This window comes from Sphingomonas sp. RS6 (assembly GCF_054489705.1).
The window spans coordinates 34,606-60,097 of the sequence record NZ_JBTMWM010000001.1; the positions used below are offsets into that span (position 1 = coordinate 34,606).

The window sequence follows — 25,492 nt, forward strand, 5'->3', positions numbered from 1 at the left end:
TCACGCCTGTGCCGCATCGTGCAGCCGATAGCCGCGCCCGCGAACCGTCTCGATCAACTCGGCACCGATCTTCTTGCGCAGCCGGCCGATGATGACCTCCATGCTGTTCGAATCGGTATCGGCATCGCCTTCATAGACGCGCTCGAGCAGGTCGAGCCGCTCGATCACGATGCCCTTCGACAGCATCAATGCGGAAAGCACGCGCCACTCGAGCGCCGTCAACCTCAGCGGCAGCCCGTCCAGTTCGAATTGCCCGGTTTGCGCATCGAAGGCGAGTGGTCCGCAAAGGATGCGCGTTGCGGCATGCCCGGCGGCGCGCCGAACCAGCGCGCGCAGCCGCATCGTCAGTTCCTCGACCCGGAACGGCTTGGTCAGGTAATCGTCCGCGCCGGCCTTGAATCCGGCTACCTTGTCGGACCAGCCGTCGCGCGCCGTGAGGACGAGCACGGGCAAGGTGCGTCCCGCCGCCCGCCAGTCGCGTAGCACCGTGAAGCCGTCCTTGCCCGGCAGGCCGAGATCGAGCACCGCCGCGTCATACCGTTCGGTGTCGCCAAGATGCCCGGCATCGATCCCGTCACCGACCAGGTCGACGGCGCAATTCTCCTGCCGCAGCGCCCGCGCGATGGCGGGCCCCAGATCCGGATCGTCTTCGACTAGCAGGATACGCATGCGGGTTGGCTACCTCCCGGGCTTAAACCCAAACTGAACGGCCGGGTTCAGCGCGGCGTGGGGACCCGAGTCGTACAGCTTCGTCATCGACACCATGGAGACTGACGATGACGACTCTCAAGGACAAACTCTCGCGCCTCGGCCGCGGTCCCGCGCTCGGCGCCGGAGCCGCGATCTTGCTCGCCCTTGGCGCGGCTGGCGGCGCGAGCGCCGTTTCGCTGACGCGCCCCGCGATCGAGATGGCGCCGCTCAACGCCACCCCGATCGGCACGCTCACCGACAGCGGCGATGTGGTAACGATCAAGGGCAAGGTGGCCGAGATCTTCGGCGACCGGATCGTGGTCCAGGACCAGACCGGCAAGGCGATGGTCGATGTCGGACGTGCATCCGACCTTGGCCTGGCGGTGGGGCAGGATCTGACGGTGCAGGGCCGCTATGACGATGGCCAGTTCAGAGCGTCCTATCTGGTCGACGCCAATGGCCGCGTGACCGCGACGGGGCCTGCTGGCGGACACCCGCATGGACCGGCTGGTCCAGAAGGACCGGGCCGCCCGCCGCACGGTGCGCCGTCGCGTCCCGGCGGCCCGGATCAGCCCGCACCGCCGCCCCCCGCAGGCTGCGACAATCGTCAGGTCGCACAGCCTGCACCGCCGCCGCCGGCGGCAGATGCAGCCACGACGTCGGCAGCCCGCCCGGCAGTGCCGGCAAACAGCAGCGCTTCGAACTAGATCGGGCAAAAGGCCGCGGGCGCCCTGCCCGCGGTCGCCTTGGCAGAAGCGCACCGGGGAAGCGCCCGGCCTGGCATATCGATCGGACCGCGGGGCGCCTGCCCTCTGCTAAGCCAACGGCGCCGCGCAGTGGCGTGCGATGAAGTCCTCGTGGCGCGGCATCAGCCCGACATTGGCGGCGATCACCTTCTCCACATGCCCGACGAGGTGCAGCATGTCCTCGTCGCGGACCCAGTCGACCGCCGGATGATGGCCGCGCGGCACGATCCCCTGCCCCAGCATCACCTGCACCCAGCTTGTCAGCCCGAACATCTCGGTGCCGTTGCGAAAGAACTGCCCGTTGGCACGGAACAGCGCGAGATTGGCCGCAAGCGTGTCCGGGATCGGCATGGTCCGGACATGGTTCCAGAACGCGGAATCGTCGCGGGTGGTGGCGCAGTAGTGCAGGATGATGAAGTCGCGGATGCGCTCATATTCGAACTCCGCCTGCGCGTTGTAGGTATCGCGCAGCGCCTGATCGCACGACCGGTCGGGAAACAACGCCATCAGCCGGTTGATGCCGGCCTGGATCAGATAAATCGCGGTCGATTCCAGCGGCTCGATAAAGCCCCCGGCGAGCCCGATGGCGATGACGTTCTTGTCCCACAGCCGGTGCCGCTTGCCGGTGGTGAAGCGGATCAGCCGCGGATCGCCGATCGCTTCGCCGTCCAGATTGGCGAGCAGGAACGCCGTCGCCTCGTCATCGCTGATGGCGTTGCTGGCATAGACATAGCCGTTGCCGGTGCGATGCTGAAGCGGGATGCGCCATTGCCAGCCTGCCGGCCGCGCGGTGGATCGGGTATAGGGCGTGGGCGGCCCTGCCTTGGCCGATGGCACCGCCAGCGCGCGATCGCAGGGCAGCCACCGGGTCCAGTCCTCGAAGCCGACGCCCAGCGTCTCGCCGATCAGCAGCGCGCGAAAGCCGGTGCAGTCGATGAACAGATCGGCCTCGACCGACTGGCCGCTTTCCAGCACCACGCGATCGACAAAGCCGTTTTCGCCGTTCCGCTCCACGCGGATGACCTTGCCTTCGATCCGCGTGACGCCCTGCGCCTCCGCCCGGCGGCGGAGGAAGGCGGCATAGCGCACCGCGTCGAAATGATAGGCATAGGCGATTTCGGCGAGCGGCGTGTTGGCCGGCGCATCGCTGGGCGGTACCATGAACTTGCCGAGCGGCGCCGCCAGCGTGTTGAGCGAGTAATGGGCGATGTCCTTCGCCTTGCCTGCCGCGCGCGCCTTCAGCCAATATTGGTGGAACGGCATCAGCCCCAGATCGCGGCCGATCGTGCCGAACCCGTGAACATAGCTGTCGCCGATCCTGCCCCAGTCGTTGAACTGGATGCCCAGCTTGAAACTGCCCTGGGTCTCGCGGATGAACTCGGCCTCGTTGATTTCCAGCAGACGGTTGAACGCCGAAAGGTGCGGCACCGTCGCCTCGCCGACGCCGATCAGTCCGATCGCCTCCGATTCGACGAGCGTGACATCGATCTTGCGGCCGAACGATTTGGCGATCGCCGCCGCCGTCATCCAGCCAGCCGATCCGCCCCCGATCACCGCGATGCGGCGGATCGGCGCGCCTGGTATATGGTGGAGCATCCTACCCCCGAAAAAATCTAGGCGGGATCCTTGGCCGGCCGGGCGCCGCGCGTCCACCGGCCTTGATCTCGTAATCGAAACGAAGCAGGCGCCCCGAACCGGGGGCGGGGCGCCCGCAGGTCAGGTCAGGATCAGAACCGAACCCCGGCGGAGAACCGCACCATGAACGGCGTCCCGACGATCGCGCCATTGCTGTCGTACGCCGCCGATACCGGCAGCCCGTCGACGCTGGTCGTCACGATCGCGGCCGGATCGTAATTCTTCCAGTTGAACAGGTTCAGGATATCGACGCGGCCATAGGCGGTGGTGCCTTTGACCAGCGTGAAGTTCTTGGTGAACTGCACGTCGATATTCTTGTAGCCGAGGAAATCGTCGGGCTTGAGCGTCTTGATGCCGGCAGTGCCGCCGCCGATCGAATTGTACGGCGTGCAACCGGCGATCCCGTCGCTGCAGCCATAGATCTGGCTGACCGACTGCGCCGTGGCGAGCGAAACCTTGCCGCCGAACTGGATGCCCCAGGGCAGATCATAGGTGCCCGTCATCACCAGCCGGTGCCGCGGCACGGCCGTCGAACGCAGCATCGGATAGCCGTCGATCGTCGGATAGTCGAACATGTACATGTTGCCAGCCGAGCCATAGGCATAGGAGTTGTTCTGCGACGCCGCCGAATAGGTGTACGAAACCGTCGCGCTCCATCCCGATGCCTTGGTGTAGGGCTTCTGCGCCGCGAGCGAGACCTGGAAGTTGCGGTCCTTGAAGCCGTTGTCCCACAGGATCAGCGATCCGACGCCCGGCACGCCCTGCGCACCCCATTGGCTGCCATTCTGGTAGAAAGAGCCATCGGCATAACGGCCGCCCCAATGGCCATAGATGCCGTCATAGCTGGCGATATAGGCCAGGGTGGCCTGGGTGTTCCATTCGCCGATGCGGTTGCGGATGCCCAGGCTGAACTGGTCGGCATAGGGCGTCTTGATATTGTTGTTGATCAGATCGACCTCGTGCGAGGTCGGGCTGGTCTGCAGCGTCGCCAGCCCTTCCGGCGTCAGATAGGCCGGATCCCAGGCATAGCAGTGGTTGGTCGGGTTCACGTCGGCCTGCGTCTTGCACTGGCCGCCGCCAAAGGTGTTGAGCGTCTGCGCCGAGGGGAAGAACACCTGCGGATTGTTGTTCAGCGCGATCTTGGTGGTTTCCAGCGCCAGCGTGCTGAACAGGTTGCGGTTATAGGTGCGCGCATAGCCGCCGAACAGCACGAACGAGCCGTCCTCGTGGAAGTCGTACGAGAAGCCGAGCCGCGGCGAGAAATTGTGCGGCGCCTTACGGTTGCTGCCGGTGCTGATATAATCGTTGATGTCGATGCCCGGCGAACCTTCCACGCTCGTCGCGAGCACCTGGGCATAGGTCTTGGTCGTCGCGCAGCTGGTCGCGTCGGCGCCGCAGAACGATCCGTTGATCGCCGACACCACCGCCGACGGCGTCTGGTAGTTCAGATAGGCCGGGACTTCCTCATGATCCCAGCGCAGGCCGATATCGAGGGTCAGCTTGTCGTTCACCTGCCAGTTGTCCTGAATATACAGGCCGAACTGCTTGTCGGTGGTCGTCACGTTCGGCGAATAGCCGGGGACGATGTTGGCGAACTGGACCTGCCACGGCGTGTCGGCAACACCGTCCGCCGTCACGGCATAGTAATAGGTGGCATTGGCCAGATCGGTGCTGGCGTTCTGCGTCTTCAGCTTGATCGCGCTATAGGTGCCGCCGACCTTGATCGTGTGGTTGCCCGCGAAGTCGAGGTTCGAGAAGGTCAGGTTGTCGGCGAAGGTCCAGCCCCATTGCCGGTTGATCGCGCCGACGCCCGAACCGGGACCGCCGACATTGATGATCGAGGCGCTGTTCTCCGCGCTGTTATAGGCCGAGGGGTCGTTGGGGAACCAGGAATATTGGTACTGGGGCGACGCCTCAGTCGCCACTGCGGCGGAGCGGGCGTCCTGATAGGAGACCCGGAATTCGTTGACCCAGTGATCGGTGCTGTGCTGCCAGCGCATGTCACCGCGCTTGACGTCGTTCTTGTACGGCACCGCCGTCGATGCGGCGTTCTGGCCGCTGGCGCCGGTGATGTTGGTTTCCAGGCGCAGGTTGCCGGTGAATTCGATCCGGTCGAATGCGGTCGGCTCGATGTCGATCTTGCCGAAGTACAGGTTTTCCTTGAACGGATTGGTCACCGCGCCGAGCTGGCTGGAGACGCTCTCTGGCAGCAACGCGATCGCCGACGCCGGCACCGCGCCGTTCGGATAGACCGTGTTCGAAATCGCCAGGCTCTTGTGTTCCCAGGTGAAGAAGAAGTGTGCGACGTCCTTGATGATCGGGCCGCCCAGCGCCGCGCCGTACTCCTTGCTCGACTGGCGCGCCTTCTCCGTCTCGCTCGGCAGCGACGCCCGCAGATTCTGGTCGGTATAGTTGGCGAAGATTTCGCCGTGGAACTCGTTGGTGCCGGACTTGGTCTGGGCGATGATGATCGCGCTCGACGCATCGCCATATTCGGCGCTGTAGTTCGACGTGACGACCTTGTACTCGCCGATCGCGAGCTGCGGGAACGGGTTGCCCGGATCGCCCTGGCCGTTGGCGCCGCCGCTGCCGGTGAAGCCGGAGCCGCTGCCGCTGGTGCCGCCGCCGCTGCCGACAAAATCCTTCCAGCTGACGCCGTCGATATAGATGTTCGCCGCCGAGCTCAGCTGCGCGCCGCCGCGGATCGAGGTGTTGCCCTTCTGGTCGCGGGTGAACTGCATGCCGGGCACGGTGTCGGCGAATTCGAGGAAGTTGCGCGTCGACTGCGGCAGCGACGCAATGTCGTGCAGCGTAACGATCTGGTTCACCTGCGACGAATGGACTTCCACCGTCGGCTGCCGGCCGACAACGAGGATCGTGTTGCCATTGTCCGCCTCAACCGCAGCGGGCTCGAGGTCGACCACCGACACCGACGCGACCGACACCGCCACATCGGCGCTCAGATCGTCGCCGGCGGTGACGTGATAGTTGCCCGAGGGCAGGCCGACGATCACATAGGTTCCGTCAGCGTTGACAGTGGTTCGACGCACGGCGCCGGTGTTCACCTCGGTCGCGATCACCGTCGCGCCAGCCGGCGCGCGGCCGCGCAACGTCGAATTGGACGTCTGCGCCTGTGCCGGACTGGCCATCGCCAGCGCGACGCCCACCGCCAATGTCGAAATGCCCGCCAAGCACGCACGGGTTGCGTTCTTCGCCATCCTCACCCTTCCTTATTGCCGCACCGAAACCATCAGCCCCATGCCCTGGCCGGTTGCGACTCCTGAGCAACATTTTGTAACCGGTTACGGCTGTACGTAACCGGTTACAATAGCGATGCGCGGCCGAAACGACATTTATTGACCAGTGTTGCCAAAGCGCCGCACCTGCCCGCGGCGGCCGCGGCTCAAGCCACTGCTCGCCCGCGCAGGTTGGGCGTTCTTCAGGGCAGCGGCACTTTCTCGCCGGGCGTTAGTCGGCGCTTAGCATGTCTGTGGCATCTGCTATGACATGGAGATGAAGCCGATATGCACTGGCTGTCGCAATGGCGCCGCTTTTCCGGTGCCGTTCACCATGGCGTTTCAGCCCATTGTGAACGCGGCCAGCGGCGATGTCTTCGCCTATGAGGCTCTGGTACGGGGTGTCGACGGTTCCGGCGCGGAATCGGTCCTTTCCCGGGTGACGCCCGAGAACCGCTACGCCTTTGATCAGGCATGTCGGGTGAAGGCGATCGAACTGGCGATGGCGGCCGGGCTCCTTCGATCGACGGCGCTGCTTTCGATCAATTTCCTGCCGAACGCCGTTTATTCGCCGCTCGCATGCATCCAGCTGACATTGGCGGCGGCCGCAACCGCCGGGCTTCCGGTCGAGCGGCTGGTGTTCGAGTTCACCGAGAATGAAGAGATGGGATCGCCGGATCATGTGAACGCGATCATCGAAACGTACAAGCAGATCGGCTTCAAGGTAGCGATCGACGATTTCGGCGCCGGTCACGCCGGCCTCGATATGTTCGCAGAGTTCGTGCCTGACGAGGTGAAGCTCGACATGGCGCTCGTCCGCGGCATCGCCACGGACCGGCGGCGCCGCGCGATCGTCCGCGCGATGGCCGCACTTTGCGCCGACCTCGATACCATTCTGGTCGCGGAAGGGATCGAGACGCGCGACGAGGCGGACGCGCTGATCGATCTTGGCGTCCATTATCATCAGGGCTTTTTCTATGCGCGGCCGTCAGTGGAAACGCTGCCGCTGCTGGGGCAGTCTGGCCTGCTCGCCTGATCGGGCACGCGACACCCGCCGCGCCGCTCAGCGCCGCCCGGCCCTCGCCCGTTCGAGTTCGACGATCGCCTTGCCGAACGAGCCGATCCACATGCCGCAAGATCCGAACACGAACAGCCAGATCGCCAGGTGATGCCAAGCCGAGAAGCGTTCGAAGAACAGGATAGACCCGACGACGAACAGCGTGTTGCCGATCAGGCCAAGTCCAAGATGAATATACTGATATTTGCGGATGAATTGCCTGAACATGCGATCCTTCATTCGCGTGGTGGGCCTACCGGCCGAAGCGCTCGCGGCCGACATCTGTTCAAGTGAGTGACGCTGCCAAACGTTCCCGGCTCTGCCGTTGCGTCCCGCCAGGCCGGTAAACGGAGGCCCGACGGTTGCCTCGTCGGCCGCGAGCGCGCTAGACGAACGGTGATGGCAGCGCGAGATCCACGCCGGGCAACCGAGGAAATGCCCATCCTGCGCCGCCGCAGCCGCACACCGACCTGGGTGGCGCTGGGCTTCCGCGTCGTGCTCGCGCTCGCGCTGATCGGCGTCGCGCTCGCCGGCCACTGGTTCGATCGCGACGGCCTGCGGGACAATGTCGACGGCGATGTGAGTTTCGTCGACGTCGTCTACTTCACGATGATCACGGTCACCACCGTGGGCTATGGCGATATCGTGCCGGTCACCGATCGCGCCCGGATGTTCGACACGTTCGTCGTCACGCCGGTGCGGCTGTTCGTATGGCTGATCTTTCTGGGCACGGCGTATGATTTCCTGTTGCGGCGGGTATGGGAGAAATGGCGGATGCGGGCATTGCAGCGCGATCTGAGCGGCCATGTGATCGTCGCCGGACATGGCACCAGCGGCACCGAGGCGGTGGTCGAACTGATCCGACGCGGAAAACCGGCCGAGGCGATCGTGGTGATCGATCCGCGGCCCGGAGCCGTCGCCCGCGCGGAGAGCGAAGGCGTGATGGTGATGGAGGGCGACGCGACGCGCAATGCGACGCTGGAGGCCGTCCAGCTGGAGCGGGCGAGCGCGCTGATCGTCGCGGCCGGGCGCGACGACACCTCGATCCTGATCGTGCTCACCGCCCGCCGCATCGCCCCGCAACTGCCGATCAGCGTCGTCATCCGATCGGAGGACAATGAGGCACTGGCGGTTCAGGCCGGCGCCAACACGGTCATCAATCCCGCCAGTTTCGCCGGCCTGTTGCTCGCCGGATCGACGACGGGATCGCATCTCGCCGAATATATGATGGACTTGGCCGGGCTCCACGGCGCCGTGTCGCTGCACGAACGCTGCGTTCGCGCGGACGAGATCGGCCAACCCCTCTCGGCGATCACCACCGGGCTTGGCCTGCGCATCTATCGCGACGACCAGCGATACGGTTTCTGGCAGCCGGAGGCGCAATCGCTGCAGCCCGGCGACCAGATCATCGAGGTGGTCCCGACCGAGCACGCCACGGCCTGATTGCTCGCGTTCGGCTGTTCGCCAACGACCCGGCGGGACCGATCGGTCCCGTAGCGCGTTGGCGGCGGTATGAAGGGAGGCGCTTCATGTCGCTGACGATCAACGGACAGACCCATGAATTCGCGGGCGACCCGCGCACGACCCTGCTCGATTTCCTCCGCGACGGCTGCGGCCTGACCGGCACCAAGAAAGGGTGCGATCACGGCCAGTGCGGCGCCTGCACCGTGCTGGTGAACGGCCAGCGCATCAACAGTTGCCTGACGCTGGCGGTAATGCAGGACGGCCATGTGGTGACCACGATCGAGGGCATCGGCACGCCCGACGCCCTGGACCCGTTGCAGGCCGCGTTCGTCCGGCACGACGGCTATCAATGCGGCTATTGCACCCCCGGCCAGATCTGTTCGGCCAAGGCGATGCTGGCGGAGGCGCAGAATGGCTGGGCCAGCTTCGTCACCGAAGACCTGGAGAAATCGCCGGCGCTGACGGACGACGAGATTCGCGAGCGCATGAGCGGCAATCTCTGCCGCTGCGGTGCCTATTCCAACATCATCGACGCCATCCGCGAGGTCATGGCCGACCAGCAGGGAGCCCGCTGATGCGCCCGTTCCAGTATCAGCGCCCCGAAGGGCTGGACCATGCCGGGCAGTTGCTGGCGGGTGGTGCACGGCCGATCGCCGGTGGCACGAACCTGCTCGACCTGATGAAGCTGGAGGTGGAGACGCCGAGCCAGCTCGTCGACCTCAACCCCCTGTCGCTCGGCGGGATTGAGGAAACCGGCGACGGTGGGCTGCGCATCGGTGCGCTCGTCAGCAACAGCGCATGTGCCGCCGATCCACGTATCCGGCGCGACTATCCCGTGCTTGCCCGCGCGATCCTCGCCGGTGCGACCTTCCAGCTGCGCAACATGGCAACCACGGGCGGCAATCTGTGCCAGCGCACTCGCTGCTATTATTTCTACAATATCGATCAGCCCTGCAACAAACGGCAGCCGGGCAGCGGCTGCGGCGCGATCGGCGGGCATAATCGCCTGCACGCCATCCTGGGCGCCAGCGACCATTGCATCGCCACCTATCCCGGCGACATGGCGGTCGCGCTCGCGGCGCTCGACGCCGCTGTCGAGATCGAGACTGCGAAGCGCGGGCGGCACACCGTGCCGGTGCGGGACTTCCACCGCCTTCCCGGCGACACGCCCGAACGCGACAATGTTCTGGAAGCCGGCGACGTCATCACCGCCGTCATCCTGCCGCCACCCATCGGCGGTCGGCACCGCTATCGCAAGGTCCGCGAGCGCGCGTCCTATGCCTTCGCGCTGGTCTCGATCGCGGCGGTGGTGCGGATGGACGGCGCCCGGATCGGCGAGGCCACGCTCGCCTTTGGCGGCCTTGCGCACAAGCCCTGGCACGATCCTCGGGTCGATCAGTTGCTGACGGGCGAAATGCCGTCCGACGCGCTGTTCGATGCCGCCGCCGACCTGCTGCTCGAAGATGCGCAAGGGCAAGGCGACAATGACTTCAAGATACCGCTGACCCGCCGCACGCTGCTGGCCGTCATGCGCGAAGCGACTGGAGATGCCGCATGACCCGTTCCCTGATCATGGACCGCCCCGACGATCGCAACCGGCTGGACGCGATGGTGCAGGGCGTGATCGGCAAGCCGCTCGACCGGCCGGACGGCCCCGCCAAGGTGACGGGCGTCGCTCCCTATGCCGCCGAATACCGGATCGATGGCATGATCGAGGGCGTGATCGTCACCGCCACGATCAGCAAGGGCGAGGTGGTGGCGATCGACGAGGGCTCGGTGCTGTCGATGCCTGGGGTGATTGCGGTGATCTCCGACGAGCGGATGACGGCGCGAGCCGCGCAGGGCGGCGCCGGCAAGGCACCTGTGCAACAGGTTCGCCGGGTCGATTATTACGGCCAGCCGGTGGCGCTGGTGGTGGCCGAAACGTTCGAACAGGCGCGGGACGCCGCCAAGCATCTCAAGCTCAGCTACCGCACCGACGACGACGCGGTGACCGACCAGCATGATGCCGACGCACCGTTCGAAATGCATGGCGATCCCGTCGACCAGGGCGATCTGGCGCAGGCAATGGCGCAGGCGGCCCATTCGGTCGACGTCACCTACACGACCGAATGCCACAACAGCGCGCCGATGGAGCCGCACGCCAGCATCGCCGAATGGGATGGCGACACGCTGACGCTGCATTCGAGCCTGCAGATGCTGGCCTATAACCGCAAGGAACTGGCGGACTCGCTCGATCTCGAAGTGGAGAATGTCCGCCTCATCTCGCCCTATGTCGGCGGCGGCTTCGGGTCGAAGCTGGGGATCAGCCCGGAGGGTGTGGCGGCGCCGGTCGCGGCAATGCAGCTGAAGCGGCCGGTCCGCGTCGTCATGCTGCGCCAGCAGGTGTTCCAGTGCGTGATGCGGCGCTCGGAAACCACGCAGCGTATCCGCCTCGCCGCCGATAACGATGGTCGTCTGATCGGCTTCGGTCACGAAGCGCGCGTCTCGAACCTGCCGCAGGAGAAGTTTGCCGAACCGGTGACGCAGGCGAGCGAGTTCCTCTATCCCGGCGAGAACCGGCGGCTGGCGATCGAGCTGGCGCGGGTCAATCTGGTCACCGCCGGTTCGGTGCGCGCGCCCGGCGAAGCGGTGGGGATGCAGGCGCTGGAATCGGCCATGGACGAACTGGCCAACGCGATCGGCATCGATCCGCTCGAGCTGCGCCTGCGCAACATTCCCGATCGGCATCCGAGCAAGGACATCCCGTACAGCTCGCGCAAACTCGCCGAGTGCCTGAAGCTGGGGGCCGAACGTTTCGGCTGGGACGGTGCGGACCGGCGCCCCTGCCAGCGCCGCGAAGGCGAATGGTGGATCGGCACCGGCATGGCCAATGCCTGTCGCGTGCACAACATCAACGCCGCCGAGGCAAGGGTACGGCTGTTGCCGGACGGCACGGCGGTGGTCGAAAGCGACATGACCGATATCGGCACCGGCACCTATGCCATTCTGGGCCAGATCGCCGGCGAGATGCTGGGCCTCGATCCGGGCGACATACTCGTGCAGCTGGGCGATACGACGCTCCCGCCCGGCTCGGGCTCCGGCGGCAGCTGGGGCGCGGCGTCGACGGGATCCGCTGTGTTCGAGGCATGCGAGGGCCTGCGCGAGCAACTGGCCGGAAAGCTGGGCACGACCGAAACCGAGCTGACGCTGCGCGACGGCTTTGCCATCGCCGGCAATCGCCGCGTCGCGCTGCCCGACCTGCTGGCGGGCGGTTCGCTCGAATGTCAGGGGCGGTTCGAGCCGGGCGACATCACCGACGCCTATTCGGCTGCGATGTACGGCGCCTTTTTTGCCGAGGTGGCGGTGAATGCCTATACCGGCGAGACGCGCGTGCGCCGCTTTTCGGGCGCGTTCGGGCTGGGCCGGGTGCTCAATCGAAAGACCGCCACATCACAGTGCATGGGCGGCATGGTCTGGGGCATCGGCAGCGCGCTAACCGAAGCGCTGACCTTCGACACGCGCGACGGCCACATCGTCAATCCGGACCTGGCCGAATATCATGTCCCGGTGAATCTGGACGTCCCGCATCTCGACGTCGTGCTGGTGGAGGAGCGTGATCCCGCGGCCAGCCCGTTGCAGGCAAAGGGTGTCGGCGAACTGGGCATCTGCGGCGCCGCCGGGGCGATCTGCAACGCGATCTATCATGCCTGTGGCGTGCGGGTGCGGAGCTTCCCGATGACGCCGGACAAGCTGCTGGCCGAACTGCCGATGCCCTGAACGCACGGTGCCGATCGCCGGCGCCGGCGTCACTTCAGCGCGAGCAGCGCCGTCGCGGCGGAGCGGGGATCGAGCCGTTCGACCAGCGATTGCTGGATCGCCCGCGCGGTGCGGACGACCTTGCCATCGTGAACGCGCTTGCCGTTCACGATGACGCTGACCGGACGGTCGAGATCGATCAGCCGGTCCGAAAGGCGGAGCGTCGTCCCGGCGGGCACGTCACCGCTCAGCCGGATCGTCTGGCCGGTCACCTCGGCCGTGATCGTGTCTCCCTCGCCGACCGCCGCGGCCTCGGGAATTTCGAGCCAGTAGAAGCGCGTATGGATCACATCGTCCTGGCGCCACACCACCCGCTTCGGCCAGGGATCGCGCGTGAAACCGGCCATCCAGGGCAGCGCCTCGGCATCCTTGCGGTTCATCCAGTGCGGCAGGCCCGGATAGATGCGGGCCATATGGACGTAGCCGCCGGAATCTTGCGCATGGAGCTGGTCGAGCGCCGCCGCCTTCTCTGCCGCAATCCGGTTCCGGTCATAAGCGGCGTCCGCGCCGCCCATGAAGATCGCGAACGGCAGGTTGCGCAGCCCGAGCAGCGAGGCATCATTGGGGTGGCCCGCCATCATCGCCGCGGCGGCAAACCGGTCTGCCATTCGCGGGGCGAGTTGCCATACGCCATCGCCACCCGCCGAATAGCCCATCAGATACACCCGGTCCGGATCGACACCGTTCAGTGCGACCTGAAGGCCGATCAGGCGCTGGAACAGCGGATCGATATGCCCTTCGTGCCACAGATTCCACGTATCGGTCGGTGCACGGGGCGCCAGATAGACGCCCTCGACGGGCTCGTAGAGGCGGATCTGGTTGCGCCACTGCTGGTCGTTCACCGCCGGCTCGGCATTGCCGCCGCCATGCATGGAAATCCACAGGCTGCGATGGCCGAACGCGGCATTGCCGAACGTCTTGCTCTCCCATTTCAACGTCTTGTCGCCGATCGTGATCTGTCGCGCGGCAAAGGCCTCCGTCTCGGCGGCGGCAACGCTGCGGGTACGCGCGGCCGAGAGCATGGCGAGGGCACGATCCGCCTCCGCGCGCGATAGCGGCCGGGCAAGCGCGGGGTCATCGATCCGTCGGGCATTGTCCGGCTTGGCCAGCCACGCGGCAAGCGCACCCAGCGACGCAGAGTCGCGGGCATGATGCGCCGGCTGAAGCGGCGCAGCGCCGCCCGTCGAAGGAACGATTGCAAGGCCAAGGGCGGCGCAGAGAAGAGAAAGACGCATGGCGGCACCTTAGCGTCGCCACCCGATCTGTCGAGAGATTGGATCGATTTTGGTAAGTAAGTGGTCTTATCCCAATCAGCCCGTCTGCCAGCCGCCGCCCAGCGCCAGGAATACCGCGATCTGATCCGTGGTGAGGCTCGTCTGGGCATTGGCATAGGCGACTTCGGCCTGGGCAAGGCTGCGCTGCGCATCGAGCAACGTCAGGAAATCGCTGCGGCCGAAGCGATAGAGCTTGCCTGCCTGCTGCGCCGACAGCGCGGCACTGTCGCGTGCCCGGCGGAGCGCCGCCGCGCGATCGATGTCGCGGGCATAGGTTTCGAGCGCGGTTTCGGTGTCGCGCAGCGCCGCCAGCACGGTCGAGTCGAAGCTGGCGAGATCGGCGTCGATCCGCGCATTGGCCTGGGCGATCCGCGCGCGTACGACCGGGCGGTTCGGGAAAGACCAGCTGATCAGCGGCCCCAGGCTGAAGCCGAACGATGTCGGCCCGCCGATATCCTTGGCCGGGCCGGACAGCCCGACCGATCCGCCGAGCGAGACCTGCGGATAAATATCCGCCGTCGCCACGCCGAGCCGCGCGGTATCGGCGGCGATCGCGCGTTCGGCGGCGCGGATGTCCGGCCGGCGACGGATCAGCGCGGCACCGTCACCCACCGGCAACGGCGCGGTGAGGATGGGCATCGTCGCGCAATCGGCGACATCCGCAGGATAGTCCGCCGGCGCCCTGCCCTGCAACGTGGCGAGCAGATACAACGCGGTCTGGCGCTGCGCGACATAGCCGGGCAGCGTCGCCCGGCTGGTCGCGACAGCGGTTTCGGCGCGGCTGACGTCGAACGCGGTGGCACGGCCGCCGCGCTGGAGCCGGCGGGTGGCGTCGAGCGTGGCCGCCTGGAGCTTCACGACGCGCTGGTTGACCTGGATCGCATAGTTCGCCGCGCAGACCTGGGCATAGGCGCGCGCAACCCCGGCGGCGACGCTGATGCGGACGCTGTCGCGCGCCGCCGCCATGGCTTCGCGGTCAGCAACGCTTGCCTCGATCGCGCGACGGATCTTGCCGCGCAGATCGAGCGGATAACCCGCCGAAAGGCCGAGATCATAGGAAAGGACGCCGGGCAGATGTTCCCCCGTGCCCGATGGCCGCGCAAGGCTGACGCCGCCACTCGCGTCGGTGGTGATCGATCGGCCGGCGGCCGCCTCGGCGATCACCGCATCGGCGCGGGCGAGGTTGGCGTCGGCGACGCGCAGATCGGCATTGGCCGCGAGCGCCTGTTCGATCAGCGCATCGAGACGCGGATCATCATAGAGCCGCCACCATTTGTCAGGCAGGTCGGCCTGCGAAAAGGCAGGGCCGCGCGCCGAAGCGAAGTTGCCGGTCGCAGCGGCGCTGGTGGTGACGCCCTGGCTGGGGCGAACATAGTCGGGGCCGGCAACGGCACAGGCCGAAAGCGACGCCCCTGCGGCCAGCGCGACAAGCGTGCGGGCGCGGCTCATTGCCCATTCTCCGGCGCAGGTTCGATCGCGACGGTGGCGGTACGCCCGACGATCAGGCGGATATCGGCGGGAACCTGCAGCAGCTTGATCCGCACCGGGATGCGCTGCGCCAGCCGGACCCAGGAAAAGGTCGGATCGACGGTGGGCAGCAGGTTGCCCGAATCGCTGCGGCTCGAATCGTTGATGCCCGATGCGATGCTTTCGACACGCCCGCGAAGCAGCCGCGATTCGCCCATCAGGCGCACGGTGACGGGCGCGCCGATGCGGATGCGCGGCAGCTTGGTTTCCTCGAAATAGCCTTCGACACGCAGGCTGTCCTTGTCGATCAGCGCCATCGCCTGCTTGCCGGCGGCAACATAGTCGCCAGGGTGGAGATCGAGATTGGTGACGGTGCCGTTGACCGAGGCGCGAACGCGGGTGCGCTCGAGGTTCAGCGCCGCCGCATCGCGCGCGGTGATCGCCTGCGCCAGCGCAGCCTGGGCGGTGGCGACGCGCGCGACATTCTGCTCGTGCGTTTCGGCCGCGACGAGATCGCCGAGCGCAAGGTCGCGCTTCGCCTCGCGCCTGGCCTGGGCGAGCGTTGCGCGGGCGCTGGCGATCGCCGCATCGGCCTGTTCAACCGCGAGCGAGTAGCGCGGGCGATCGATCACGAACAGCGTGTCCCCCGCCTTCACCGCCTGGTTGTCGCTCACATCGACCTCGGTGACGAGCCCGCCGATATCGGGCGTGACGCGCACGACATCGGCGCGGACACGGCCGTCCCGCGTCCACGGGCTGCGCTCATAATGGTTCCACATCCACCAGGCGACGAGCAGCGCGATCAGCACGATGACGATGGTGGCGGCGCTGCGCGCCAGCATTGCACGGAAATTGGTCATGACAGGATACCCGAGTGGGACGCGAGGAAGGCCAGCAGGCCGAGAACCAGGACGAACAGGCAAAGATCGACGAGCGCGCGATAGGCGACGAAGCGATAGAGCCCGAAGGCGGAGACGAGGCGGATCAGCCCCATCGTGAGCACCAGCGCCAAGCCCGCGAGCAGCAGCAGCGTCGGCACGAACACACCACCAATGGAAATCTCGCCGTTCATGCCGTTTGTCCGTAAGGAATGGCCTGGGGGAAAAGGTTGCGGCGCAGGCTGACCAGCGCCAGCACCGCCGATCGGCGCACCGCCGGCACCGCATTGGCGGCAAATGCATGGATCGCCTGATCGATCTCGTCGAGCAGCACCGGCTGGGCCGGGGCGGGATCGTCGACGTCAAGCGTTCGGTAATAGGTGCCGACATCGGCAAGCACGGCGGTGATCGGCGGGCGCTCGTCCGCCGGCAGCTCGATCCGCAACTGGCGCAGTTCGCCGATTGCGACGCCGGTGCGCAGATCGCGCAACGCATCATAGAGCGGCTTGCCGGACGCTTCGCCCCGCGCCGCAAGGCGAGGCGCGAGCCGCGCGACGCGATCGAGCATCCGGGCGATCCAGCCGCGCAGATCGGGCGGCGTTTCGAGGTTGCTGCGCGTCGCAATGTCCGCCCAGCCGGCGCGGACGGTGCGGCGGATCGCCTGTTCGGCACCGGCGGACTGGAGCAGCCGCGTCATCACGATCGCGAACCACACGCCCACCAGCTGGGCGACGTTGCCGTTGGCGAAGGCGGCGAAATTGCCGACATAATGTGCGGAGATCAGCGACGGGCTGCCGACCCCGAGCAGCGTGGCGAGCGCGACCACGCCATAGGGCGGCGAGGTCATCAACGAACCGAACAGCAGCAGTACCGGCGCCATCGCCGCAGCCATCATCGCAAAACCGTCGAGCCGGGGCAGGATCACAAAGCCATAGACGGCGCCGATCAGGATCGCGAAGCCGGTGCCGACCACGAACGCCTTGAGCGGCACGAGCGCATCGTCGCTGGCGGAGAACAAGGCGAGGAACACGCCCGCAAGCATCACGGCGGTGCCGCCGTCCTGCCAGCCGCTGCCGATCCAGAGCGCGCAGCCCAGCGTTACCGTGACGAACGCGCCGAACGCGCTGCGCGCCGCGCCGGCGATGTCGCGGTGCAACTCGCGGTTGCGCCGCCCCTCGATCAAGGCGGCGACGCGCGGCGTGACCGGGCGGCGATGATGCACCTCCATCTGGTCGAGCAGGTCACGACAGTCGCGATGCGCGGTAATCAACGCGGCGAGGCGTGCAAGCAAACTCAGCTGGATCATGCCGGTCCAGTCGGCATCGGCGGCGATCGTCGGTTCAAGCGCAGCGCAGCGCGCCGCCAGCGCATCCGCCGCCGCACCGCGCGTCGCGGGATCGGTGCCGGGCTCCGCCAGCCAGGCCTGCGCGTCGGCGAGCAGCCTAACGACCGCCGGATTCAGTGCGCCGGACTGCCCGCGCAGGATCGCAATCCGGTCGGACACCGCCGCGCCCAGCGGCAGCAGCAGCGACAGCTGGTCCTGCAGCGCGCGGACGGTGCGGACACGCGGCGCGATCCGGTTGGTCTCGAACGGCAGGTGAATCGACAGCTGGTGGAGTTCGGTGATGTCCTGCGCCAGCCGCGCACGCTCGGCGTCGACGCCCGGCACTTCGGCCAGGGCGATCGTGTCACGCGACCAGGTTTCGGCATCGCGCAGGATCGCGCCAACACGCGCGATCAGCGACTGGGCGATCGACCGGGGAAACACCAGTGCATGGACGAAACTGCCGCACAGGATACCGAGCCCGATCTCCTGCACGCGCAGGCTGGCGACGGTGAAGATCGTCTCCGGCGCATCGACGCTCGGAAACGCGATCAGGCAGGTGCTATAGCCTGCCAGCACGAACATATAGGCGCGCGGCGTCCGATCGAGCAGCGACACGAACACGCACAGCGCCAGCCATGCCGCCAGCGCGAGGCTGAGCAGTTCGGGGCTGTTGGAGAGATTGGGCACCAGCACCACCGCGGCCACGGCGCCAACCGTCGTGCCGATCAGCCGGAACACCGCCTTTGACAGCACCGCGCCCGCGAGCGGCTGGGCGACGATGTAGGCGGTCAGGAACGCCCAATAGGGGCGCTCCAGCCCGATCGACAGCGCGACATAGAGCGCCAGCATCGCGCCGCCGAAGCTCTTGAGCGAGAACAGCGCTGCCGACCATCCGAACCGATCGTTCATGATTCGAACCGCCAATCGGCGATCCGCCGCATCAGCACATCGCATACACGCAGCGCCGCTTCGATATCGGCGTCAGGCACATCAGCGAGCAGTTCGCCGCGCATGCCCGCCAGCAGCGTCTCGATCGCCTTTGCCCGCTCGAGCCCGGCCTCGGTGAGCCGCAGCCGATTGGCGCGGCGATCATCGGGATCGGACACCCGCACGATCAGCCCCGACTGTTCGAGCTGATCGAGCGTGCGGACGAGCGATGCCGTAGTGATGCCGATCGCCTGGGCCAGTTCCTTCTGGCTCAGATCGGGCCCGAGCCGATCGAGATAGACCAGGCACCAGCCGGTCGAGTTCGACACGCCCAGGCTGGCGAGCCGCTGGTCGGCCAGCCGCTGCCAGGCGCGCGTCGTCGGGCTTAGCCGCGTCGCAAGTGTGCGTTCGAGGAGTGAGCGATCCATCCGCCGATAATTAGGGCGCTAACTATCTTGTTCAAGGGGAACGTACGCTATTATGGTCCCTGTCAGATTTGACGAGGCAACTCCCAAAGCTCGATTGGGTTGCCCTCCGGATCGTGGACCCGGGCAAACCGTCCCGTCTCGGGCGTGTCCCAGGCGGGATCGGTTTTTACTTCGATCCCCGCCTCGCGGAGCGAGACGATCAACGGGTCGAGCGCGTCGACCCGCAAATTCAGCATCCAGCCCTTGTTTGCCGAGAAATAGTCGGTCCCACTGTCGAACGGCATGAACAGTGTCGGGCCGCCCGATTGCATCCAGGGTGAATAGCCCTCGCTCCCGACGCCAAGGTGCGTCTTATACCATGCCTGCAATCCCGCCGGATCATTCGCACGAAAGAACAGGCCACCGATCCCCGTCACTGCCATCGTTTATCCCCCGATGCCCGCCGTCCGCCCGACGCGGTCACGACTACGAGGAGGGTGAACGCTTCCCCGGTAATGTCCACGGGATTGCGACGACACAGCGTACAAACGTGGGTCAGATCACCAGCCGATAACCGATGCCAGGATCGTTTCGGATCGCCGAGGGATTTGCCGGATCATCCTCGAGCTTGCGGCGCACCGCGCGGGCGGCAACGCGAAGATATTCCACATCCTGTTCGTGTCCGGCGCCCCACACCGCCCGCAACAGCTGCGAATGGGTGATGACACGGCCCGGATGCTTGGCGAGTTCGGTCAGAAAGCCATATTCGCGGGGCGTCAGGTGAACCTCTGCGCCCGCCTTGCGGACGATGCGCGCATCGAGATCAATCTCCACCTCGCCGAATCGGACGATCGGCACGTCGGCGTCGCGGCGGAGCCGGTGGCGCAGCGCCGTCCGCACCCGCGCCAGCACCTCTTCGGTATCGAACGGCTTGGTCACATAATCGTCGGCGCCGAGATCGAGCGCCGCCACTTTCTGTTCGGTGTCGTCACGCGCGGAAATGACGACGAGCGCGCAGCCCGCTTTCCGGATCAGCGGCACCAGTTCGAGCCCGTCGCGATCAGGAAGGCCGAGATCGAGCAACACACCGTCGGGCTTTTCGATCTGAAGCAGCGAGAGCGCCTCGCGCGCGGTGCCCGCCTCGATCCGGCGATACCCCGCGCGTTCAAGCCCGGCGCCGAGCAGCCTGCGGATCGGAACCTCGTCATCGACGACAAGCAACTTGGCAGGCGGATTCATGATGACGACGAAGCCTTAATGAGCCGTGCATCGGGCACGTGCATGGTGAAGCAAGCGCCTGAAACATCGGCGCGGTTCGCGGCGCTGACGGACAGTCCCATGGCCTCGACGAACCCCTTGACGATCGCGAGGCCAAGGCCGGTACCGCCCTTGCGATCCGATCCTTCGAGCCGAGTGAAGGTCTCGAACACACGGGTCTCCTCGCCTTCGGGCAGGCCGAGGCCCTCGTCCATCACCGACAGGGTGAGCCCGTCGGGCAGCCGGCGGGCAACCACCCGGATCGGCGTGCCGTCGCTGCCATATTTGCCGGCATTTTCGAGCAGGTTGATCAGGCAATGGTGGAACAGCTGCGCATCGACGCTGACAAAGGGCAGTTCTGGGGAGACATCGAGCTGGATCGGCCGACCGTCGAGCAGCCGCCGCAGATCGTGGACGGCGGCGGCGATCGCCTCGGCGAGATCGACGGGCTCGACCAACAGCCGCAGCGCACCCGCCTCGATCCGGGCCATGTCGAGCAGGTTCGCAACGAACCGGTTTAGACGTTCGGCCTCGGCACGGGCGACGGCGATCTGGCTCGACTGGGCGTCGTCCCCGGGCTCGATGGCCGCAAGCGTGCCGAGAATGGTGGTCAGCGGCGTGCGCAGATCGTGGCTGACCGACGAGAGCAATGCGGCGCGCAGCCGATCGCGTTCCTTGAGCTGGGTGATGCCCGCCATGTCACCTTCCAGCGCGATCCGCTCAAGCGCCAGCGCCGCCTGGTCGAGAAGGCTGAGCAGCAGCGGCAGTTGATCCGGCCGAACCGGCGTACCCGCATCGGGGCGCGCCAAGCCGAACACCGCAAAGGGGCGCCCGCCCGCCGACAGCGGATGAAACAGCCATTCGGAAGCGGTCAGCGTATCCGATCCGCGCCCGGCGGGCTGGTTATGATCGAACGCCCACTGCGACGCCGCCTGCTCGATCGCCTCAAGCCTGTCCTCAGGCGGAAAGGCCGCGCGGACCGCCAGGCCCTCATCGCCCGGCAGCAACAGCACCGTGTGTGCCTCGAACAGCCGGGACACTTCGGCGCATAGCGTCTGGCCCAGTTCCTCGTGCGTGCGGACGCCAGTCAGCAACCGCGCGAAACCGGCGAGCGATGCGTTCTGCCGCGCGCTTCGCTGGGCCAGATCGGCCTGCACACGCACGCGCGAGGCCAGATGGCTGCTCACGATCGCCACACCGATCAGCACCAGCACGGTCAGGATGTTCTGCGGATCCTGAATCGTGAAGGTGAAACGCGGCGGGATGAAGAAGAAGTTATAGGTAAGCGCCGAGACGCCCCCGGTGATGATCCCCGTCCGCATGCCGTATCGCGTCGCCGCCGCCATCACCGGAATCAGATAGAGCAGGCCGATGTTGGTGACGTTGCCAAGCGCAATAAGCGTCGTGCCGAACAATGTGATGGCGGCGATGAGCGCAGCCGCCAGCAGATAGCCGGCCGGTGCGCCCCACCAACCCAACGGGGCCTTCCGCCGATCCGGCGCCCCCCCGGGCGAACCGGGCGTCGATGTGACCGGCAAAACATGGACGGCAATGCCCGGTGTTTCGCGCACAAGCCGGTCGACCACCGAGCCGTGGCGCAATTCGAACCAGCGCGAGCGCGCCGATTTCCCGACGACGAGCTGGGTTGCATGCGCTTCCGCAGAAAAGCGCTGGAGGCCGGCGACGACCGACTCGGCCGGGACCGACGCCACCTGCCCGCCAAGCTGGCTGGCCAGATGCAGCGTCTCGCTCAGCCGCCCCTTCGCCGGCGCGTCGATGCTCTGGGTACGCGGCGTTTCGATATGCACCGCCGTCCAGGGCGCTCGCAGCGAATCGGCGATTCGTTTGGCCGCACGAACCAGCTCGGCCGCGCCGGGCAGTTCGCTGACCGCGACGACGATCCGCTCACCCGCCGCCCAGTTGCCCGCCAGCGCATGGGCGCGCATGTAATCGAGCATCTGCGCGTCCACCGCCTGCGCGGCGCGCCGCAGTGCCAGTTCGCGCAGCGCCGAGAGGTTCGACTTGGAAAAGAAATGGGCAAGCGCGCGCGACGCTTCTTCGGGGACATAGACCTTGCCCTCCTTCAGCCGTTCGATCAGCTCGTCTGGCGGAATATCGACAACCTGGATTTCGGCATTTTCGAGCACGCGATCGGGCACCGTTTCGCGCACCCGCACGCGCGTGAACGATGCGACGATGTCGTTCAGGCTTTCGAGATGCTGGATGTTCACCGTCGAATAAACGTCGATTCCCGCGGCGAGCAGTTCCTCGATATCCTGATAGCGCTTGTCGTGTCGCGAGCCGGGCGCGTTGGTGTGCGCGAGTTCGTCAACCAGCACGAGCTGCGGTCGCCGGGCGAGGACGGCGTCGATATCCATCTCCGTCAAGACGCGACCGTGATAGTCGATGGCCAGGCGGGGGACCGTTTCCAGTCCGCGTGCCAGTGCCTCAGTGTCGGCGCGGCCATGCGTTTCGACGACACCGATAACGACGTCGACGCCCGCCTTGCGACGGACGGCGGCGTCGCCGAGCATTTCGTAGGTCTTGCCGACGCCGGGAGCCGCGCCGAGAAACAGCTTGAGCCGGCCGTGCCCCTCGCGCTCGGCCACACGCAGCAGTGCGTCCGGCGAGGGCCGCAATTCAGGTTCAAGGGGCGTCATCATGCCCCTCTATAGCCGGCCCGGCGGCCCCCGTCGCGGGGCGGATCAACGCGGCGACATGCGATCGAGGGCAAGGTTGAGTGCCAGAACATTGACCCGCGGTTCCCCGATAAAGCCCATCAGCGGGCGATCGACGTGGCTGGCGACAAGCGCCTGGATATCGCGCGACTCTACTCCACGCGCTGTGGCGACACGGCTCACCTGGGAAAAGGCCGCCTCGGGGCTGATATCGGGATCGAGCCCCGAGGCGGAGGTGGTCACCAGATCGGCGGGAACCGATGTTCCTGGTGTGTACGAAAGGGTGGCGAGATCATGCCGAATGCGATCGGCCAGCGCTTTGCTTGTGGGCGCGAGGTTCGAGCCGCTCGAGGCCATCGCATCATAGCCCGCCGCCCCGGCAGCGGACGGGCGCGGGTGGAAATAGCGCGGGCTGGAAAAGCCCTGGCCGATCAGCGCGGAGCCGATGGTCCGGCCGTTCTCGACGATCAGGCTGCCATTGGCCTGGTGCGGAAACGCCTGTTGGCCGATGCCGGTCACCGCCGCTGGATAAGCGATGCCGAGCAGCAGCGCGAACAGCAATGTCAGCACCAGCGCCGGACGAAGGGCAGTTGCGAGATCCTTGAACATAGGTCGGGTTCCTCAGGCGAGGTTGAGTGCGGAAACGACGAGATCGATCAGCTTGATGCCGACGAACGGCGCGATCAGGCCGCCCAGGCCATAAATGGCGAGGTTGCGCGCCAGCAGCGGCCCGGCGCCTATTGCGCGGTAACGGACCCCCTTCAGCGCGAGCGGGACCAGCAGCGGGATGATCAGCGCGTTGAAGATGATCGCCGAGAGGATCGCCGACCGCGGGCTCGCCAGCCCCATGACGTTCAGCGCGCCCAGCCCCGGATAGAGGATGGCGAACATCGCCGGGATGATCGCGAAATATTTGGCCACGTCGTTCGACACGGAAAAGGTGGTCAGCGCGCCGCGCGTCATCAGCAGTTGCTTGCCGATGCCGACGATCTCGATCAGCTTGGTGGGATCGCTGTCGAGATCGACCATGTTGCCCGCCTCGCGCGCGGCCTGCGTACCGGTATTCATCGCCACGCCGACATCGGCCTGAGCCAGCGCGGGTGCGTCGTTGGTGCCGTCGCCGCACATCGCGACCAGGCGGCCGCCCTGCTGCTCGCGACGGATCAGCTCCAGTTTGTCCTCCGGCGTCGCCTGGGCGAGGAAATCGTCGACACCGGCTTCCGCCGCGATCGCCGCAGCGGTGAGCGGATTGTCGCCGGTGATCATCACGGTGCGGATGCCCATCCGCCTCAGCTCGGCAAAACGTTCGCGTACCCCTGCCTTGATCACGTCCTTCAGCGCGATGGCCCCCAGGATCTGGCCGTTGCGCGTCACCGCCAGCGGCGTCATTCCGGCGCGGGCGATCTCGCCCGTCATCCGGCGCAGTTCGGTGGCGGCGGCGCCCGATGCCGCCTCCGGCGTCGCGGACAGAACCGAATCGACTGCCCCCTTCTGGATCAGCAATTGCCCGGTCCGCACACCAGACACCCGCGTCTGGGCAGTGAAGGGAATCACCTCGGCATCGTCGGGCAGCCGGCTATGCGCTACCGCGAACCGCTCGCGCGCCAGCACGACGATCGATCGACCCTCGGGCGTTTCGTCGGCCAGGCTGGCGAGCAGCGCGGCTTCGGCGAGATCGGCGGCCTGCACGCCGGCGACGGGACGGAATTCGCTGGCCTGGCGATCGCCGATGGTGATCGTGCCGGTCTTGTCGAGCAGCAGCACGTCGATGTCACCCGCCGCCTCGACCGCACGGCCCGACTTGGCAAGCACGTTGAAGCGCACCAGCCGATCCATCCCCGCAATGCCAATCGCGGAGAGCAGCGCTGCGATCGTCGTCGGGATCAGCGTGATGAACAGCGCCGCAAGGATCGCGACCGGCACCGCGCCGCCAGCATAACGGGCGAAGGACGGCACCGTCATCACCGCGATCAGGAAAATGATCGTGAGACCGACGAGCAGGATCGTAAGCGCGATCTCGTTCGGCGTCTTCTGCCGCGCCGCGCCTTCGACCAGCGCGATCATGCGATCGAGAAAGCCCTGCCCCGGCTGCTGGGTGACGCGCACCTTGATCTGGTCGGAAATGACGCGCGTACCCGCCGTCACCGCCGAACGGTCGCCGCCCGCCTCGCGGATCACCGGCGCGCTTTCGCCGGTGATCGCAGCTTCGTTGACCGAGGCGACACCCTCGATCACGTCGCCGTCCGCCGGAATCAGGTCGCCGGTCTCGACGAGCACGATCGCACCATGCGCCAGCTGTGCGGCAGGCACGATATCGATGCCGCCGCCGGATCGCACCCGCTTGGCGACGAGATCGGCCTTGGTCGCGCGAAGCGACGATGCCTGTGCCCGGCCCCGCCCCTCGGCCAACGCCTCGGCAAAGGTGCCGAACAGGACTGTCAGCCATAGCCAGACGATCAGCTGGATCTGAAAGCCGACGGGTAGCGCGTCGCCGCCGATCGGCAGCAATATCGTCAGCAGCAGCGCGACGATCGCGGTGACGAACAGCACCGGATTGCGGATCAGCATGCGGGGTGCGAGCTTGCGGAAGGCGTCGCGAACGGCGGGTCCGATCAGCTCGGGCGAGAACATGCGGTGGGTGGTCATTGTCA

21 protein-coding genes are annotated in these 25,492 nt (G+C 66.6%); 6 read left to right on the forward strand and 15 right to left on the reverse strand.

All coding sequences use genetic code 11. The features are described 5' to 3' along the window. Nucleotides 1–669, reverse strand: coding sequence for a response regulator transcription factor (locus ACX40Y_RS00195; RefSeq protein WP_459117511.1), 669 nt, complete (start codon nucleotides 667–669; stop codon nucleotides 1–3). 107 nt (nucleotides 670–776) lie between these two features. Between ACX40Y_RS00195 and ACX40Y_RS00200 the strand changes: the two genes are divergently transcribed. Next, the gene (locus ACX40Y_RS00200) at nucleotides 777–1,397 is read left to right on the forward strand and encodes a hypothetical protein (protein WP_459117512.1); all 621 of its coding nucleotides are present in this window, start codon (nucleotides 777–779) and stop codon (nucleotides 1,395–1,397) included. A 108-nt stretch (nucleotides 1,398–1,505) separates the two neighbouring features. On the opposite strand, the gene ACX40Y_RS00205 is transcribed toward ACX40Y_RS00200, so the two are convergent. Together ACX40Y_RS00205 and ACX40Y_RS00210 are read right to left on the reverse strand one after the other, a co-directional pair. Continuing rightward, nucleotides 1,506–3,032, reverse strand: a complete 1,527-nt coding sequence (locus ACX40Y_RS00205) for a tryptophan halogenase family protein (RefSeq protein ID WP_459117513.1) — start codon at nucleotides 3,030–3,032, stop codon at nucleotides 1,506–1,508. A 131-nt stretch (nucleotides 3,033–3,163) separates the two neighbouring features. Beyond that, nucleotides 3,164–6,289, reverse strand: a complete 3,126-nt coding sequence (locus ACX40Y_RS00210) for a TonB-dependent receptor (RefSeq protein WP_459117514.1) — start codon at nucleotides 6,287–6,289, stop codon at nucleotides 3,164–3,166. A gap of 352 nt (nucleotides 6,290–6,641) precedes the next feature. Here ACX40Y_RS00210 and ACX40Y_RS00215 point away from each other — a divergent pair, with 352 nt between their 5' ends. Then, on the forward strand, nucleotides 6,642–7,343 hold the full coding sequence (locus tag ACX40Y_RS00215) for an EAL domain-containing protein (protein WP_459117515.1): 702 nt from the start codon (nucleotides 6,642–6,644) through the stop codon (nucleotides 7,341–7,343). Nucleotides 7,344–7,370: 27 nt separating this feature from the next. On the opposite strand, the gene ACX40Y_RS00220 is transcribed toward ACX40Y_RS00215, so the two are convergent. Then, nucleotides 7,371–7,592 (reverse strand): YrhK family protein, encoded by a 222-nt coding sequence (locus ACX40Y_RS00220; protein ID WP_459117516.1) that lies wholly within the window; start codon nucleotides 7,590–7,592, stop codon nucleotides 7,371–7,373. Between the two features lie 207 nt (nucleotides 7,593–7,799). Here ACX40Y_RS00220 and ACX40Y_RS00225 point away from each other — a divergent pair, with 207 nt between their 5' ends. The 4 genes from ACX40Y_RS00225 to ACX40Y_RS00240 all read left to right on the forward strand — a co-directional run bounded on the left by ACX40Y_RS00225 (nucleotide 7,800) and on the right by ACX40Y_RS00240 (nucleotide 12,587). Further along, nucleotides 7,800–8,807, forward strand: a complete 1,008-nt coding sequence (locus ACX40Y_RS00225; protein ID WP_459117517.1) for a potassium channel family protein — start codon at nucleotides 7,800–7,802, stop codon at nucleotides 8,805–8,807. 86 nt (nucleotides 8,808–8,893) lie between these two features. Beyond that, nucleotides 8,894–9,403, forward strand: coding sequence for a 2Fe-2S iron-sulfur cluster-binding protein (locus ACX40Y_RS00230; protein WP_459117518.1), 510 nt, complete (start codon nucleotides 8,894–8,896; stop codon nucleotides 9,401–9,403). Beyond that, entirely contained in the window at nucleotides 9,403–10,386 is a 984-nt protein-coding gene (locus ACX40Y_RS00235; protein ID WP_459117519.1) for an FAD binding domain-containing protein, read from the forward strand. The genes ACX40Y_RS00230 and ACX40Y_RS00235 overlap by 1 nt, the downstream gene beginning before the upstream one ends. Continuing rightward, nucleotides 10,383–12,587 (forward strand): xanthine dehydrogenase family protein molybdopterin-binding subunit, encoded by a 2,205-nt coding sequence (locus ACX40Y_RS00240; protein WP_459117520.1) that lies wholly within the window; start codon nucleotides 10,383–10,385, stop codon nucleotides 12,585–12,587. The genes ACX40Y_RS00235 and ACX40Y_RS00240 overlap by 4 nt, the downstream gene beginning before the upstream one ends. A gap of 29 nt (nucleotides 12,588–12,616) precedes the next feature. Here ACX40Y_RS00240 and ACX40Y_RS00245 read toward each other — a convergent pair whose 3' ends face one another. The 11 genes from ACX40Y_RS00245 to kdpB all read right to left on the reverse strand — a co-directional run bounded on the left by ACX40Y_RS00245 (nucleotide 12,617) and on the right by kdpB (nucleotide 25,472). Next, nucleotides 12,617–13,861, reverse strand: a complete 1,245-nt coding sequence (locus ACX40Y_RS00245; RefSeq protein WP_459117521.1) for a hypothetical protein — start codon at nucleotides 13,859–13,861, stop codon at nucleotides 12,617–12,619. 75 nt (nucleotides 13,862–13,936) lie between these two features. Then, nucleotides 13,937–15,349: an efflux transporter outer membrane subunit gene (locus ACX40Y_RS00250; RefSeq protein ID WP_459117522.1), complete on the reverse strand. Its 1,413-nt coding sequence runs from the start codon at nucleotides 15,347–15,349 to the stop codon at nucleotides 13,937–13,939. After that, the gene (locus ACX40Y_RS00255) at nucleotides 15,346–16,227 is read right to left on the reverse strand and encodes an efflux RND transporter periplasmic adaptor subunit (protein WP_459117523.1); all 882 of its coding nucleotides are present in this window, start codon (nucleotides 16,225–16,227) and stop codon (nucleotides 15,346–15,348) included. The genes ACX40Y_RS00250 and ACX40Y_RS00255 overlap by 4 nt, the downstream gene beginning before the upstream one ends. After that, on the reverse strand, nucleotides 16,224–16,439 hold the full coding sequence (locus tag ACX40Y_RS00260; protein WP_459117524.1) for a DUF1656 domain-containing protein: 216 nt from the start codon (nucleotides 16,437–16,439) through the stop codon (nucleotides 16,224–16,226). Before ACX40Y_RS00260 ends, ACX40Y_RS00255 begins: the two co-directional genes overlap by 4 nt. After that, the gene (locus tag ACX40Y_RS00265; RefSeq protein ID WP_459117525.1) at nucleotides 16,436–18,481 is read right to left on the reverse strand and encodes an FUSC family protein; all 2,046 of its coding nucleotides are present in this window, start codon (nucleotides 18,479–18,481) and stop codon (nucleotides 16,436–16,438) included. Before ACX40Y_RS00265 ends, ACX40Y_RS00260 begins: the two co-directional genes overlap by 4 nt. Beyond that, nucleotides 18,478–18,927 (reverse strand): MarR family transcriptional regulator, encoded by a 450-nt coding sequence (locus ACX40Y_RS00270; RefSeq protein WP_459117526.1) that lies wholly within the window; start codon nucleotides 18,925–18,927, stop codon nucleotides 18,478–18,480. Before ACX40Y_RS00270 ends, ACX40Y_RS00265 begins: the two co-directional genes overlap by 4 nt. 62 nt (nucleotides 18,928–18,989) lie before the next feature. Beyond that, nucleotides 18,990–19,349 (reverse strand): VOC family protein, encoded by a 360-nt coding sequence (locus ACX40Y_RS00275; protein WP_459117527.1) that lies wholly within the window; start codon nucleotides 19,347–19,349, stop codon nucleotides 18,990–18,992. Between the two features lie 112 nt (nucleotides 19,350–19,461). Then, nucleotides 19,462–20,145: a response regulator gene (locus ACX40Y_RS00280; protein ID WP_459117528.1), complete on the reverse strand. Its 684-nt coding sequence runs from the start codon at nucleotides 20,143–20,145 to the stop codon at nucleotides 19,462–19,464. Further along, nucleotides 20,142–22,823, reverse strand: coding sequence for a DUF4118 domain-containing protein (locus ACX40Y_RS00285; protein WP_459117529.1), 2,682 nt, complete (start codon nucleotides 22,821–22,823; stop codon nucleotides 20,142–20,144). The genes ACX40Y_RS00280 and ACX40Y_RS00285 overlap by 4 nt, the downstream gene beginning before the upstream one ends. A gap of 45 nt (nucleotides 22,824–22,868) precedes the next feature. Beyond that, entirely contained in the window at nucleotides 22,869–23,450 is a 582-nt protein-coding gene (gene kdpC / locus ACX40Y_RS00290; RefSeq protein WP_459117530.1) for a potassium-transporting ATPase subunit KdpC, read from the reverse strand. A gap of 12 nt (nucleotides 23,451–23,462) precedes the next feature. Further along, a complete protein-coding gene (kdpB, locus tag ACX40Y_RS00295; protein WP_459118371.1) occupies nucleotides 23,463–25,472 on the reverse strand; it encodes a potassium-transporting ATPase subunit KdpB in 2,010 nt (669 codons plus the stop codon). Nucleotides 25,473–25,492 lie beyond the last annotated feature (20 nt).